Below are 14,087 nucleotides of genomic sequence, written 5' to 3'. Positions count from 1 at the left end.
GTTGATTCCACTGCCGATATCTTTGATGATTTCGGCTTCTGGGTAGAGTGATTGCATATAGGCGATTTGTCTACCAAGGTCGTCTCGTTGCTTGGTTGAACTAACTCGGCAGTAGCAGACAATGGAAGTTCTAGTGGCACCACGGAGGTAGGATTCAACGTTAAAAAGTCTTTGTCCTGCTTCGTTTTTGATGCTTTCGATCTTGCCATTGTCTGCGTACTTCCTTAAAGTGTGTGGGTGCAGTCCCAGTTGTTTGACTGCTTCTCGTAGTGGTACATAAGCCATACCACTATCTTAGCATTTATCAGCATATATAATCTATTATTAGCAAATAACTAGCTATTGGCTAGCCTTTTTTTGCTTTCTTTTTGGTTACACCTGATTTGATTGCAGCTCGCGGTCGTGGGGGTGGGTTGGCTCTGTGGATTCGTCAGCAGTAATTAACGACAGATAACCACGGGTAAACCCATACTTGTATTCTTTATACTCTTTTTTGTCAGCTGATTCCCCAGTCATCAGTGTTATTTCTCAGGATATATTTTTTTATTGCAATTCTATTTACTTTTTATCTCTAAAGGGAGAAAATAACCACTAACTCAATATTGGGAAACCTCTTGAGGGTGCATTCCCAACCCTTGCCAATTCATCGCAGAGTGTAACCGGGGTCAGATGACGCAAGCTTTTAATCGAGTCCAAGAATGGGAACAACGCCGTAACCAAGCTAACCGCTACTACCAGCAAGGCCAGTTTCAAGAATATCTCAATTTTGCCACGGAGAATTTACAGTTAGCTCGATCTATCCCAGACAGAGCTAGGGAAGGCCATACGTTGAATGATGTTGGTTTGGCTTATCTGAGTTGTTGTCAACCTCTACAAGCTTTAGAGTGTTTTGAGCAAGCGCGTTTAGTGGCTGAGGAAATCGGGAACAGGCGATCTGAAGCGATCGCACTGAGTAATCTGGGTTCTACTTACAGCCGTCTGGGGCGATTGTCACGAGCGCTAGAGTATTTTCACGAGGGGTTAGACATCTTTCGAGATTTACAAGATATTCCCGCCGAGGTTTCTACTCTCAATGATGTGGCACTGATTTACACTAAGTTGGGAGAACCTAAGCGCTCTCTGTTGCTACAGTACCAAATTTTGGCTATGCGTCGCTCACTGGGAGATTTTTCTGGGGAAGCAACTACCCTCAATGGTATTGGTTATGTTTACAGCACATTAGGACAGTATGAGCAAGCTTTAGAATTTCTCCAAGCAGCACTCCCGATTCAACGCGCTGTGAAAAATGTGGTGGCCGAAGCTACTACTTTAAATAATATTGCTTCTGTCTATGGTGATTTGGGAGAACCTAAAAAGGCTCTGTTACTCTACTATCAGGTTTTGTTGGCTCGTCGGGCTATGAATGACCGCGCAGGGGAGGGGACAACCCTACATAATATTGGTTTTACCTACGGTATCTTGCGGAATCACCGTCAAGCTATGAAATACTATCAGCAGGCGATCGGCATTTATCAAGAAGTTGGCGATTCTCTCGGAGAAATTTCCGCGCTGCTGAGTATGGGTCAATTTTACGCTAGGACTAAACGCAAAAAGTTAGCCCTCAGTTACTATCACAATGCTCAGGATTTAGCCCAAGCGATCGCCTCTGAGCCACTGTTGAAAAAGATCCAGCAGTGTTTGGATGCTCTGTAATTTATTCCCTCCTGACTCAGGAGGGGTTCAAATATAGCCATATGCCAGGAATTAACCTTGTTTTTGGCTATATGGATGGACTATGCGGATTCAGCAAAGCCCAGAAAAGTTTTAGAATATAAAAAACTGAATTTGACCAGAGTGAATCACAGCCGTGAGTCAAAACGGGAAACACCGACAAATCAGCAAGAATATAACCTATTATGCCCTGTTAGGATTGCATCCCTCGGCATCGGTTATTGATATTCGGCGGGCTTATTTGCAACTGAGTAAACAGTATCATCCAGATACTACAGAATTACCTGCTACAGTTGCTACTGCTAAATTTCAGCAAATTAACGAAGCTTACGCTACTCTCAGTAATCCTGAACGGCGTTTAAGTTATGATGTGAAAATCGGCTATTCCCGGTTTGGGGTAATTCAAGCACCAACGGATTTAAACCATCCGGTGGGTAAACCCTACGATTTCTCAAAGTCCATGTATCTCGATGCTAGCGATCGCCCCCTATCAGCAGGAGAAATTTTTGTATTATTTTTCTTGGTCTTAACCCTTGTGGGTTGTGTGTTGGTCGCGATCGCTGTTGCTGTTATTCGTGGTGAAACGAGTATACCTACCCAACTTAGCCAACCACAGATTACCCACATTTCTCAACTCCCGACTCCCGCAGAAATGAAGATTAATTTAAACTTGTAAATTTTTAGTTGTTTTTCTAATTTTCCTATGCTTAGTGCAGATACACCTTTATATAGTCATCCGCTACCACAAATTGAGGAGTGGCTCAGAAACCAAGGCTGTCAACAGGATGAAAGCCAGTTACATTGTTGGCGTGTACAACGCCCGGGTTGGCGAGCTGAACTCTGGCTTGATATTGAGCAAATTACAGTCAGGTATATCAAATCTGGCGAAAATGAGCAAGATATCCAACGCTCGTTTAAATATTCTCTCAGCCGTGAAGATATAGAACAAGCTGTGTTTTCTGGTCCGTAAGATTCTTCTTTAAGGGTAGGTAATTGGTCATGGGTTCAAATACATATCCATGCTCAACTACCTAAAAATTAACCATCTTAGCAATTACTGCTCATATCCAGACTAACTACATCTGGGATTTGACCATGTTTAGCAGATTGTCCGGCGAGAATTTGGTGATAAACTGCTTCATAACCATCGGTCATATGTTGTAGGCTAAAGTGCTGATTAACATACTCTCGGCAAACATAGCGGTCTAACTGCTTTACCTGATCAATAGCTTCAATAAAATCTGCAACTTTATTGCAAAGGAAACCTGTTTTTCCGTGTTTAATGATCTCCACAGTTGACCCTAGTTTCATGGCAATTACCGGTGTACCTGCTGCCATTGACTCTACCATAACTAACCCAAAAGGTTCTCGCCAAGTGATGGGGAAAAGAGTTGCTACCGCACCCCCCATGAGAGCATTTTTTTGGGTATGGTTCGCTTCTCCAAGATACTCAATTTGTTGACCATCTATGTGTGGCTTGACTTCTTGCTCAAAGTATTCTCGGTCAACTGCATCTATTTTACCAGCAATTTTCAAATGCCAACCGGTTTTTTGGGCAATGGCGATCGCTAGGTGTGTACCCTTTTCTGGAGATATCCGACCTAGAAACGCCAAGTATGGCGGATTATCCGGTTGGGGATGAAACTTATAACTATTAACATCAATCCCATTGTAAACCGTTGCTACATAATTTAACCCTAATCTGAGTTCCCTCTGGGACTGGGAAATACTCACAAAAGGTTGATGTTTACCATATTGAAACATTTTTTGATTATCAGGGGTAAAAATCCCGTGCAAGGTGTGAACCGTGGGTGTTTTAATCAGATTGGCATAGGGTAATGCTGAACAGCACACATGGGAATGAATAATATCAAACTCCTTAGCTCGCTCATAGACAAAGCCTAGTTGTAACATTTGGTATATATTAGGTTCCTTGACCTCCGGGTCGAGACGTAAAGCACGGGGATGAACTGATACTAGTTTCGCCAAGGTAATAGAATCTCCCGAAGCAAATAGCGTCACTTCATGTCCCCGTCTAACTAATTCATCGGTTAGTAGTCCTACGACTAACTCTATACCCCCATATGCTAGAGGTGGTACTCTCTCGACTAATGGCGCAACTTGAGCAATTCGCATTACATAACTCCTGCAAAATCAGATGAAAATGACATATCTGTGTGCTGTTTCATAAGTGCCTATAAAGGCTTTGATTAGTACTTTTTAATAAGCACATTAATTTAGATTGTATGTTTCATATCCTATATTTGCTTTCTACCTTAGTAGGGAAATATTGCTTTATTCAGAAGAGGAACTAAGTTATAGATGATTAAAATATCAGGAATCAAATTTTGATAATTTTCTGGAAAATGTTGCTCAAAACAGAGATTTTTTCGGCAAAATTCAATTTATTTAGATAACTTATTGATATTTTTTTTTATGCTGTTATTTTTCTTCACACCAGCCTATAGTAATAGAGAGTTTATCTATCCTTCTCCCATAGGTAGGGGTACAATTCCAGTTGTCATCCCCCAAAAGTATGAAATTATGCCATTGACAATGTTAAGGTTTAATGGTATTAAAAACACATTGTGGATATAGCAATCCTAAATGATTCATGAACAATTTCTGTTCGGTGTGTTCCCTGTTCGGTGTGTTCCCTTTCCTCACTGATAATTTTTCAAGTCAAATAGGATGACTATATTGATCGCAAAAAAAACAGTTAGACTGGAACCGCTCGGTTATCAAGAGTATTTGTAGCGATTATAACAACCTACTTAGAGAATTTTTTGTCGCTGCAGAAAATAATTGCAGGCTGATATCAATGGTGTGAGTATTCTGCTTTTGATCACAAAAAATAACCGGCATTATGTACAGAATTAACAAAATAAAGCACCCTTGACAAATTCAAGCCCTTTACAATATCATTGCTGTTGTGATCAAAATATCTCATTTCAAGACTAAGCCTATTTAAATAGGAACTATAACAGAAAACAGAATAAAATTATAAAATTTATGCATTTCTATCTTGCCATAAAAGTATATATGCATAGGCAATTTTATTCAAGGTTACTGTTCTAAATACGTATTCTGAATTTGATATTATTGGGGCTAAGTTTGGATAAGATGCTATTCCCTCCTCATTATGCAAATTTGCCAAAATCCCAATTGCTCTAATCCATTCAACCCTGAAGACAATAGATTTTGCATGAGTTGCGGACACAGTAACTTTGGCAAACTTCTGAGGAATCGCTATCGCGTATTGAGGCTTTTAGGAGAAGGTGGATTTAGCAGAACTTATGAAACTGAAGACGTAGATAGACTAAATGCTCCTTGCGTCATCAAACAATTTTTTCCTCAATTTCAAGGAACAATCCAACGTAATAAAGCAGCACAATTTTTCAAAGAAGAGGCATTTCGGTTGTATGAACTCGGAGAAAATCATACTCAAATACCGAGATTATTAGCTTATTTTGAACAAGGTTCTAGTTTGTACCTTGTGCAAGAATTTATACAAGGTAAGACTCTGTTAGAAGAGGTTCAGCAAAAACCTTTTAGTGAAGAGCAAATTTACCAACTTTTAACTGATTTATTACCAGTTATCCAATTTATTCATGGTGCTAACGTTATCCATAGAGATATCAAACCAGACAACATTATCCGCCGCGAAAGTGACGGTAAACCCGTATTAATTGATTTTGGTGGTGCGAAGCAGGTAACACAAACAACCTTAGCTCGACAGGCGACGGTTATTTATACCATTGGTTATGCTCCTTCTGAACAAATGGCTGGATTTCCTTGTCATGGGAGTGATTTATATGCTTTGGGTGTAACTTGTGTGCGTCTGTTAACCCAATGTTTACCAATACAAAATACCTATGGACAGATCCATGATCCTCTTTATGATGCCATGAATGGTAATTGGTTATGGCAAGAAGAATTACGGAAAAAAGGGATGTATATCAACGATGACTTAAGCCGTATTTTAAATAAATTGTTGAAACATCTAGCTAGTGAAAGATATCAATCGGCTTCGGAAGTGCTAAAAGATTTACAGGATAGTAAAAAATCTGTTGTTGAACCAAAAATTAGCGAAATTATTTTACCTCAATTAATTCGATTACCATCCCTAGCAAAACAAATAAAACCCTCATTACCGCCTTTGCAAACTTTTAAATTTGAAGTAGTGACGGTAGATACAGCAGGTAGAGAAGTCAACCGCGATTTACCCACGGCTAAATTTTTTACCGAAAAATTAAACGAAATAGTCACACTGGAAATGGTTTTAATTCCCGGTGGTAGTTTTATGATGGGTTCCCCTGAATTTGAAGGAGATGCTGACGAACGCCCTCAACACAAAGTTACTCTCAAACCATTCTTTATGGGGAAATTTCCCATAACTCAAGGTCAATGGAAAGCTGTAACGGGTTTACCTGAAGTCAAACAAAGCTTAAACCCACATCCCTCGAAATTTAAAGGAGCTAATCGGCCTGTAGAAAACGTATCTTGGTACGAGGCTGTAGAATTCTGCGCTAGACTCTCAGAAAAAACCGGACGTAAATATCGGTTACCTAGTGAATCTGAATGGGAATACGCTTGTCGCGCTGGAACTACTACATCTTACCACTTTGGCGAAATGATTACCACTGATTTAGTTAATTGTAGTGGGGATAGTTATGGTATGGATGTAAAAAGCAAATACCGCAAGGAAACAACCGATGTGGGCAGTTTTGGCATCGCCAACGCCTTCGGATTGTATGATATGCATGGGCAGGTGTGGGAGTGGTGTGGTGATACTTGGCATAATAACTATTGTGGCGCGCCTGGGGATGGTAGTGTGTGGGAGGCTGGTGGTGACTTTCATCGTCGCCTATTGCGTGGGGGTTCTTGGAATTTTGCAGCCGAACTTTGTCGCAGCGCTAGTCGTAGCTGGAATGAGTCTGATGGTGGTTTGAGGATCTGCGGTTTTCGCGTGGTATTTTCTCCATGAATTGTGATTAATATGACTGTACCTGATAATTTGTATGTCTAATAATCAATGTCTGAATATTATTCAAACGACAGATATTGTAGATTTTATTCCGCTTTTAAAAGAGTTGGAGTTTGGGGATCAATTTAGTTTAGCTATGTTGAGGTGGTGTGGTATTGGCCAGCATGATGCCACTATTAGTTTCTGGGAGGTATATATTGCTAAGTTGGCGGCTGAATCAATCGGTGTTATGGGTCTTTATCAATTAAGTGATAGCCCCTCTCATGTTGTGTGGATGGGATGGTTTGGCTTGCGTCCACAGTTTTGCAGACAAGGACGGGGAACAATGATGATGGATAGGTTAATCGAGTATGCAGGGAGTTTTAAATTTCAAGAACTGTGGGTTTTTACCAATTATGATAATTTTGCAGCTATCTCGTTTTACGAAAATTATGGTTTTTTGCGCTTAGGTGAGGCTGTTGATATTTGTCCGGGTAAAACCCATGATTTATCAGACGTAATTTTGAGATATAGCTGGTAAAGTTCTCTGGAAACCACTTATTTGGGTTTAAACTTGACTGTAGAAAGTGCTAGTGCTAGGTGGATGGGAGATATGTTAACTAAACGCAAAAGTCGCAGCATTGCCGCTATTTTGGCTTTATCCGGTACGCTGACTATTTCAGGGTTACATAAGTTTTATTTGGGACAACCTTTTTGGGGTGTGTTGTATGTTTTGCTTTCCTGGACACCTATCCCTAAGATAGCAAGTGCTATTGAGGCGGTGTGGTATTTGGCACAGGATGAAGGGGCTTTTGATCGTCATTTTAATTTGGGTAGGTCAGCAGTGAATAATCCCATTTCTACAGGTAATCAGGTACAAGATATGGCTAAGGCTATGCGGGAGTTGGATACTCTGCGCCAAGATGGATTGATTTCTGAGTACGAATTTGAGCAAAAGCGCCGCCAGCTGCTAGAACAAATTTCTTGATGTCAGCAACAAATATGAACTGGCTACCTTTAAACCCTAAGTTACAAAAACTCCGCGCTAAACTCCTCAATGACCCTTATTATCGATTACAGTCCGGGGAGGAAATTGGTCTGGCGGTAAAATTGGGAATTCGCATTGATGCTAATCAAGCAACTGTAGACGATTGGTTACGCTTACCTGGTCTGTCCATTCACCAAGCGCGATCGCTTGTGGAACTTTCGCGCTCTGGTGTTAAATTTTATTGTATTGAAGATGTGGCGGCGGCTTTAGCTATGCCAATACAGCGATTAGAACCATTAGCGCCGCTACTGAGTTTTATTTACTATGATAATGAATCTCTAGATTATCCTCACCAGTTAGTTAATCTGAATACTGCCACCGTTGAGCAATTATTGCAAATTCCCTGGATGGATGTGTCTCTGGCGGAGGCGATAGTCCAAAATCGTCTATCAGCTGGGAGTTACCCGAACTTGGCGGATTTTCAGCGGCGCTTGGAGCTACCGGGTGAGGACATCGCCAAGCTGATGTATTTTCTCAGGTTTTGAGTCAAATTAAGCCTATGCGATCAAGGGGCCAAAAGCGAAATGCTGCGCGACCGATGATATTTTGTCTGGGTAAAAAACCCCAGTAGCGAGAGTCGTTACTATCGTTACGGTTATCTCCCATGACAAAATATTGATCTTGTGGAATTTGTACGGGGGGAAATGGCTGATTTGCGGGTTCGGCAATGTAGTCTTCTTTTAAGGGTTGACTGTCGAGGTAAACTTGACCGTTACTGACTTTGAGGATTTTACCAGGGATACCAATGATGCGCTTAATAAAGGCTTGGTCTTGGGGATATCCCCGGCGTTGTAGTTCTGCTGGGGGCTGAAAAACGATAATATCTCCCCTGGTGGGAGGGTGAAAACGGTATGAGAGTTTTTCTACCACTAAGCGATCGCCTGTATGTAAGGTAGGTACCATGGAGTCTGATGGTATATAGCGGGGTTCGGCGATAAATATTCTAATGATCACTGCTAAACATAGGGCGATGGCTATGAGAGTTAAATTTTCTTGCCAACTGCTCCATCCTTTTGATGAGGTAGTGGCTGGTTTGGTATCACTTTCGCGAACATTCATAAAGATTTGAGCTAGTTTAAATGGTGGGACAAATATAGCAAAGGCTTCAGGTTTGGGAAGTCATGTTTTCACACAGACCTCTGTTTGTTGCAGCACCTAAAATAATTGTGACAATTTTTCTAAGCATAAAAGGTCTATTAATTTCTAGATTAAGGTGGAAACATGAGGAAAATTTGAGTAATGGTTAGTATTTTGGCATTGGTAAGAATCAGATGACTACTATGAAGTCTAGGTTATGGCGTTTTTCCGGCACTGCATTGACAACAGTTTCCTTGGTTTTCTTGACGGGTGCTTCAGCTGTTGAGAGCAAAAATCAGGATTTAGAACTGAGAATTGGCATTGTGCAACGATTTGGGGAGGATCCTCAAGTTAAGTTGCAACTGGAACCAACACCAGGCGATCGCTTACAGCTAAGATTTACAGCAGGTAATCAGGAAAAAACCCTAGTTACCCAAAACCCAGTCAAGCTAGAAACAGTCATGGAGTCCTTACCGAAGCTTGAGGTGGAGGAGGTAGTAGTTTTAGGCACGTACCGCACCTTTGAAACTGCAGAAGACAGTGCCAAAAGTTGGCGTTCCCGGGGAATAGAGGTGGAAATAGCCCAACCGGAAAGGTGGCAAGTTTGGGCGAAACGGGATGTTTATAATACTCCCTTACTGCGACGTTTACTATTCCAGAGTGTGCGGACTGCTGGAAAGGAGATGGCATATATCGACACTAAGATTTTACCAGAAGTACCCAGAGTTACTTGGGAAGTCAACGGCAAGCGTTACAGCCCAAATCATTTAGAAATTAGCACAAATAAACAATTAATTCGAGTCAGAAGAGGGGAGAAACTGGAAAATAATCGTTTATATCCAGGAAGACTGACTTTACAGCCCAACGCCTATGGTACATATACTTTAGTGAATGAAGTAGCTTTAGAAAGCTATTTGCGTGGGGTTGTACCTCACGAAATTGGTATAAATGCGCCCACTGCAGCGGTAGAAGCCCAAGCAATTCTCGCCCGCACTTATGCTTTAAGGAATTTGCGGAGGTTTGTCACTGATAACTATCAATTGTGTGCGGATACTCACTGTCAAGTTTATTATGGTTGGAGTGGAACCGCACCCAGTACCGATCAAGCGATCGCCGCTACCAGGGGGATGGTTTTAACGTATAATAATCAGCTAGTGGATGCCCTGTATTCTTCCACTACCGGGGGCGTTACTGGCTACTTTAGTGATGTTTGGAATGGTGAAGATCGTCCTTATTTGCGCCCGGTAGTAGATGCTGCGACCAACTTGTGGGATTTATCTTTAAAGAGTTTAGCTGATGAAACCAACTTTCGTGAGTTTATTAATCGCCGGGAAGGATTTAACGAAAGTACCTGGAATACCTTTCGTTGGCACAAAGAGACTCCCATTGATGATATTAACCGACTGTTACAAAGATTCCTGGAAATCAAAAATAGTCCCTATGCCAAATTTAACACCGTTGAGGCTATGTCTATAGTCAAGCGTAGTCGCAGTGGGAGGATTCTGGAACTGAGGGTGAAGACAGATATCGGCACTTTTACCCTGGAGAAAGACGAGATTCGTAGCGCTTTTGCTGCTCCCAGAAGTACCCTGTTTTATATAGAACCCCTCAATAAAGGTACAGCAGATTTATGGGGATATGCTTTTATTGGTGGTGGACTGGGCCATGGGGTTGGTTTAAGTCAGACCGGGGCGCAAAATTTAGCTAAATTAGGTTGGTCAAATTCGCAAATTTTACAATTTTATTACCCCGGTACTCAAATTCAAACTCTTAATACTAACATCCAATTTTAGCTTTACTCCTGCATACTCCTGCTGTTGCAGGAGTATGTCACACGGTGAACCCTTAGTACAACTCTTCTTCTTTGTGGGTTTCGACGGTACAGTCAGAACTTGGTTTAGCAACGCAGGTGAGCACATATCCGGCTTCAATCTGCTCATCGTCTAGGAATGACTGATCAGATTGGTCAACAGTACCGCTGACAATTTTACCAGCACAGGTTGAGCAAGCACCAGCACGGCAAGAAAAGGGCAAGTCAAAACCAGCTTCTTCGGCCGCGTCGAGAATAAAGGTATCTTCGTCGCAGTTAATTGTTTCGTTTAAGCCTTCAGCTTCATTAATTAATGTGACTTTGTAAGTAGCCATTTAGTTATCCTCTCTTGTTGATAGCGCGTACTAAGCAGATTGTAATTCTTCTTCTTTGTGAGTTTCAATTGTGCAGTCTGAGGCTGTGTCAGCAACACAGATCAAGACATAGCAGATTGTAATTCTTCTTCTTTGTGAGTTTCAATTGTGCAGTCTGAAGTTGGGCAAGCAACACAGGTCAAGACATATCCCTGGTCGATGGTGTCGTCGTCTAGGAATGATTGGTCAGACTGGTCAACAGTACCGCTGACGATTTTACCACCACAGGTGGAGCAAGCACCAGCACGGCAGGAGTAGGGCAAGTCAATACCGGCTTCTTCGGCTGCATCGAGAATATAGGTATCGTCGTCACAGTCAATTGTGGTGTTTAAGCGTTCGGCTTCATTAATTAATGTGACTTTGTAAGTAGCCATTGAGTTATCCTCTCTTAATTTGAACGGCAGTATAAGTGATCCTGAATTGAAGCATAAGGCTATCTTTATGGGATGAGCCGCCGGTTCTCCACTGCTTCAATTCTGATACTACGGGAAAAATTGCCGGTTTGAACTCAAAATCAACCCCGATTAGTAATGAAGTTTAGTTATTAAATAAATATAAGTTTATTTTATGTGTTTCCTGTTCCGGGGTGCAAATATCGTACCTTCAGCCCAGGAGCAAAAACACAACTGTAAGGATCATGTATAATTCATAAGGCAGCTTTGGAAACAGCAAAAGTGCGTGTAGGCTTAGTTGGTACGGGATATGCAGCAAAATTACGGGCTGAAGCATTGATTGGTGATCAGCGAAGCAATCTAGTAGCGATCGCAGGTCATCAGCCAGAAAATACAGCCGCCTTTGCCCAAAAATATCAGACAGAAGTGTTAAGTGATTGGGGAAAACTAGTAGAACGTGAAGATATTGATTTGGTGGTGATTGCGACAATTAACCGCGATCATGGTGCGATCGCTCGTGCGGCACTTTTACAAGGTAAACACGTAATTGTCGAATATCCTTTGTCTGTAGATGTGACGGAAGCTGAGGAGTTAATCACCCTAGCCAAATCCCAAAATAAACTCTTACACGTTGAACACATAGAACTTTTAGGTGGCTTACATCAAGCTGTACGGGAGAACTTAGGTGAAGTTGGCGATATTTTTTATGTGCGCTACAGCACCATTAACCCACAGCATCCGGCACCCCGCAGATGGACTTATAACCATGAATTGTTTGGTTTTCCTTTAATTGGCGCTTTATCTCGGTTACATCGTCTCACCAATTTATTTGGTAAGGTCTTGGCAGTCAACTGTCATCAGCGATATTGGCAAACAGAAGCGGACTACTATCAAACTTGTTTCTGTATTAGTCAACTGTGCTTTGAAAATGGACTGTTAGCACAAGTTGTTTATGGTAAAGGTGAAACCCTTTGGGAAGCAGAACGGAAACTAGAAGTTCACGGCGAAAAGGGTGGTTTAATTTTTGATGGCGATGGGGGAGTGTTGATTAAGTCTGGGGGACAAACACCTATAGAAGTTGGCACTCGTCGGGGTTTATTTGCTAAAGATACAAATATGGTGTTAGATCATCTTTTTTATGGCACTCCTTTGTACGTCACCCCAGAAGAAAGTTTATATGTCCTTCAGGTGGCTGATGCTATCCAAAGAGCTGCACAGACGGGTTTAACTATCTTTATGAAAGATTCAGCCGACGAAAATTTATGAAAACTCAACCAATTGTGATTTTATCTACACGGGAAATTGAAAAAATGCGTCAAGCTGGACGCTTGGCGGCCCAATTATTACAGCACCTGGAACCCATGGTTAAGCCGGGGGTAAGTACTCTGCAATTGAATGATGAAGCGGAACGCTGGACACAAGCCCACGGAGCCAAGAGCGCACCTCTGGGTTATAAAGGTTATCCTAAGTCAATTTGTACTAGTGTAAATGAGGTGGTCTGTCATGGTATTCCTAACGCCAAGCAAGTCCTGAAAAACGGGGACATTATTAATATTGATGTCACACTGATTGTTGATGGTTACCATGGTGATACGTCTAAAACTTTCTTTGTGGGTACTCCTTCCCCCAAGGCGCAGCATTTAGTGGAGGTGACGGAAGAATGTCGCCGTCTGGGTATTGCTGAGGTTAAACCGGGGGCAAAAATTGGGGATATTGGCGCTGCTATTCAAGAGTATGCTGAATCACAAGGGTTTTCTGTGGTGCGGGACTTTGTGGGACACGGGATTAGTAATATTTTCCACACAGCGCCAGATATTCCCCACTATGGGACTAGGGGGAAGGGTAAACGTCTGCGACCAGGTATGGTGTTTACTATTGAGCCGATGATTAATGTCGGTACTTGGGAGGTTGAGGTGCTTAGTGATGGTTGGACTGCTGTGACTCGCGATCGCCAACTTTCCGCCCAATGTGAACATACTCTGGTGGTCACAGAAACGGGGGTAGAAATTCTGACTCGGGCTGATTGAGATAGTCCCACGGCTTTAAGCTGTGGGATTCCCTGAGATTAAATGTTTAAATCTTGCAAAGCTAAACGAATTTGCTCTATACGTCTGCGGTTGACACCTAAATCCGATTCTCCCACACGAGATGCAGAACGGGTATGAATCACTGGTTCATCACTGGGTAAATAAAATTCTACATCATCGACAAATTTAAAAATCCGGCTTTTGGAAAGAGCATGAATGTAATTATCTGTCTGTTCTATCACTTCTGTCCTGGGAACAACATTGAGGACTTTAAGTAAGGTTTTTCTGGCTGTGTCTCGGTCTACATGATAGGTGATGGGGTCAATAGTGTGTTTAGCATCGGGATTTTGGCTGACAACACAGTTATTGCTGGGGGGACAAGGACTAAGTTGACCATTTTTAACTCCTAAGGTGGAAGTATCAGCCCAGGTATTGCCGGTAAAGATTATACCAGTCATGACGGTGCAGAGAATCACCGTAGTGATCCGCCGCAGGAGTTTGTGGGTGAGATTGGCTAGCAGATAAGACATGTTGACATATTTACCGACCTTGAAGGTCGGTGATTCTTGACAGTTCACAGTAACTCGCTGCCGAAACAGTCTTACAGTCACTCCCTGTCCATTTTAGGTCGTGCCGATGCCCCATGCCGACCATTTCTATGTTCTTAGCAGCATTCTCATCTC

16 protein-coding genes are annotated in these 14,087 nt (G+C 42.0%); 10 read left to right on the top strand and 6 right to left on the bottom strand.

The window, feature by feature from the left end:
• Positions 1-285 (bottom strand): MerR family DNA-binding transcriptional regulator (locus PN457_RS04395; protein WP_271731569.1); only part of this gene is annotated, 285 nt, incomplete at its 3' end.
• Positions 286-669: 384 nt separating this feature from the next.
• Between PN457_RS04395 and PN457_RS04390 the strand changes: the two genes are divergently transcribed.
• The 3 genes from PN457_RS04390 (at position 670) to PN457_RS04380 (ending at position 2,680) form a co-directional block, all read left to right on the top strand.
• A complete protein-coding gene (locus tag PN457_RS04390; protein ID WP_271731568.1) occupies positions 670-1,692 on the top strand; it encodes a tetratricopeptide repeat protein in 1,023 nt (340 codons plus the stop codon).
• A 154-nt stretch (positions 1,693-1,846) separates the two neighbouring features.
• Positions 1,847-2,386, top strand: coding sequence for a J domain-containing protein (locus PN457_RS04385; RefSeq protein WP_271731566.1), 540 nt, complete (start codon positions 1,847-1,849; stop codon positions 2,384-2,386).
• A 27-nt stretch (positions 2,387-2,413) separates the two neighbouring features.
• Complete coding sequence (locus PN457_RS04380; RefSeq protein WP_271731564.1) at positions 2,414-2,680, top strand: DUF3143 domain-containing protein; 267 nt, start codon at positions 2,414-2,416, stop codon at positions 2,678-2,680.
• Between the two features lie 77 nt (positions 2,681-2,757).
• On the opposite strand, the gene PN457_RS04375 is transcribed toward PN457_RS04380, so the two are convergent.
• Entirely contained in the window at positions 2,758-3,846 is a 1,089-nt protein-coding gene (locus tag PN457_RS04375) for a glycosyltransferase family 4 protein (protein WP_271731562.1), read from the bottom strand.
• Positions 3,847-4,852: 1,006 nt separating this feature from the next.
• On the opposite strand from PN457_RS04375, the gene PN457_RS04370 reads away from it, so the two are divergent.
• The 4 genes from PN457_RS04370 to PN457_RS04355 all read left to right on the top strand — a co-directional run bounded on the left by PN457_RS04370 (position 4,853) and on the right by PN457_RS04355 (position 8,209).
• Positions 4,853-6,697, top strand: coding sequence for a bifunctional serine/threonine-protein kinase/formylglycine-generating enzyme family protein (locus PN457_RS04370; RefSeq protein ID WP_271731560.1), 1,845 nt, complete (start codon positions 4,853-4,855; stop codon positions 6,695-6,697).
• Positions 6,698-6,731: 34 nt separating this feature from the next.
• Entirely contained in the window at positions 6,732-7,217 is a 486-nt protein-coding gene (locus tag PN457_RS04365) for a GNAT family N-acetyltransferase (protein WP_271731559.1), read from the top strand.
• A 72-nt stretch (positions 7,218-7,289) separates the two neighbouring features.
• A complete protein-coding gene (locus PN457_RS04360) occupies positions 7,290-7,664 on the top strand; it encodes an NINE protein (protein ID WP_271731571.1) in 375 nt (124 codons plus the stop codon).
• A gap of 14 nt (positions 7,665-7,678) precedes the next feature.
• Positions 7,679-8,209, top strand: a complete 531-nt coding sequence (locus PN457_RS04355; protein WP_271731558.1) for a ComEA family DNA-binding protein — start codon at positions 7,679-7,681, stop codon at positions 8,207-8,209.
• 1 nt (position 8,210) lies between these two features.
• Here the strand turns inward: PN457_RS04355 and lepB are convergent, their stop codons facing one another.
• Positions 8,211-8,783 carry a signal peptidase I gene (gene lepB / locus PN457_RS04350; protein WP_271731557.1) on the bottom strand — a complete coding sequence of 191 codons (573 nt, stop codon included), beginning with the start codon at positions 8,781-8,783 and terminating at the stop codon, positions 8,211-8,213.
• A gap of 212 nt (positions 8,784-8,995) precedes the next feature.
• Here lepB and PN457_RS04345 point away from each other — a divergent pair, with 212 nt between their 5' ends.
• Positions 8,996-10,594, top strand: coding sequence for a SpoIID/LytB domain-containing protein (locus PN457_RS04345; protein ID WP_271731556.1), 1,599 nt, complete (start codon positions 8,996-8,998; stop codon positions 10,592-10,594).
• 52 nt (positions 10,595-10,646) lie between these two features.
• Here the strand turns inward: PN457_RS04345 and PN457_RS04340 are convergent, their stop codons facing one another.
• Together PN457_RS04340 and PN457_RS04335 are read right to left on the bottom strand one after the other, a co-directional pair.
• Entirely contained in the window at positions 10,647-10,946 is a 300-nt protein-coding gene (locus PN457_RS04340; RefSeq protein ID WP_271731554.1) for a ferredoxin, read from the bottom strand.
• A 101-nt stretch (positions 10,947-11,047) separates the two neighbouring features.
• Positions 11,048-11,359 (bottom strand): ferredoxin, encoded by a 312-nt coding sequence (locus tag PN457_RS04335; protein ID WP_271731553.1) that lies wholly within the window; start codon positions 11,357-11,359, stop codon positions 11,048-11,050.
• Between the two features lie 285 nt (positions 11,360-11,644).
• On the opposite strand from PN457_RS04335, the gene PN457_RS04330 reads away from it, so the two are divergent.
• Complete coding sequence (locus PN457_RS04330; protein WP_271731552.1) at positions 11,645-12,643, top strand: Gfo/Idh/MocA family protein; 999 nt, start codon at positions 11,645-11,647, stop codon at positions 12,641-12,643.
• A complete protein-coding gene (gene map, locus PN457_RS04325) occupies positions 12,640-13,404 on the top strand; it encodes a type I methionyl aminopeptidase (protein ID WP_271731550.1) in 765 nt (254 codons plus the stop codon). Before PN457_RS04330 ends, map begins: the two co-directional genes overlap by 4 nt.
• Before the next feature lie 38 nt (positions 13,405-13,442).
• On the opposite strand, the gene PN457_RS04320 is transcribed toward map, so the two are convergent.
• Entirely contained in the window at positions 13,443-13,934 is a 492-nt protein-coding gene (locus tag PN457_RS04320; protein WP_271731549.1) for a DUF1499 domain-containing protein, read from the bottom strand.
• Between the last annotated feature and the right edge of the window lie 153 nt (positions 13,935-14,087).

The organism is Anabaenopsis arnoldii, from assembly GCF_028331025.1.
GTDB lineage: Bacteria > Cyanobacteriota > Cyanobacteriia > Cyanobacteriales > Nostocaceae > Anabaenopsis > Anabaenopsis arnoldii.
Note: the sequence above shows the minus strand (reverse complement) of the source record. Positions and strands in the feature narration are given on the sequence as shown.

What these genes read in the sequence shown, in the direction of transcription:
- PN457_RS04335 (WP_271731553.1), bottom strand. Translation starts at nt 11,359, where the DNA reads ATGGCTACTTACAAAGTCACATTAATTAATGAAGCCGAACGCTTAAAC.
- PN457_RS04365 (WP_271731559.1), top strand. Translation starts at nt 6,732, where the DNA reads ATGTCTAATAATCAATGTCTGAATATTATTCAAACGACAGATATTGTA.
- PN457_RS04320 (WP_271731549.1), bottom strand. Translation starts at nt 13,934, where the DNA reads ATGTCTTATCTGCTAGCCAATCTCACCCACAAACTCCTGCGGCGGATC.
- PN457_RS04355 (WP_271731558.1), top strand. Translation starts at nt 7,679, where the DNA reads ATGAACTGGCTACCTTTAAACCCTAAGTTACAAAAACTCCGCGCTAAA.
- PN457_RS04375 (WP_271731562.1), bottom strand. Translation starts at nt 3,846, where the DNA reads ATGCGAATTGCTCAAGTTGCGCCATTAGTCGAGAGAGTACCACCTCTA.
- PN457_RS04345 (WP_271731556.1), top strand. Translation starts at nt 8,996, where the DNA reads ATGACTACTATGAAGTCTAGGTTATGGCGTTTTTCCGGCACTGCATTG.
- map (WP_271731550.1), top strand. Translation starts at nt 12,640, where the DNA reads ATGAAAACTCAACCAATTGTGATTTTATCTACACGGGAAATTGAAAAA.
- PN457_RS04380 (WP_271731564.1), top strand. Translation starts at nt 2,414, where the DNA reads ATGCTTAGTGCAGATACACCTTTATATAGTCATCCGCTACCACAAATT.
- PN457_RS04340 (WP_271731554.1), bottom strand. Translation starts at nt 10,946, where the DNA reads ATGGCTACTTACAAAGTCACATTAATTAATGAAGCTGAAGGCTTAAAC.
- lepB (WP_271731557.1), bottom strand. Translation starts at nt 8,783, where the DNA reads ATGAATGTTCGCGAAAGTGATACCAAACCAGCCACTACCTCATCAAAA.
- PN457_RS04360 (WP_271731571.1), top strand. Translation starts at nt 7,290, where the DNA reads ATGTTAACTAAACGCAAAAGTCGCAGCATTGCCGCTATTTTGGCTTTA.
- PN457_RS04370 (WP_271731560.1), top strand. Translation starts at nt 4,853, where the DNA reads ATGCAAATTTGCCAAAATCCCAATTGCTCTAATCCATTCAACCCTGAA.
- PN457_RS04390 (WP_271731568.1), top strand. Translation starts at nt 670, where the DNA reads ATGACGCAAGCTTTTAATCGAGTCCAAGAATGGGAACAACGCCGTAAC.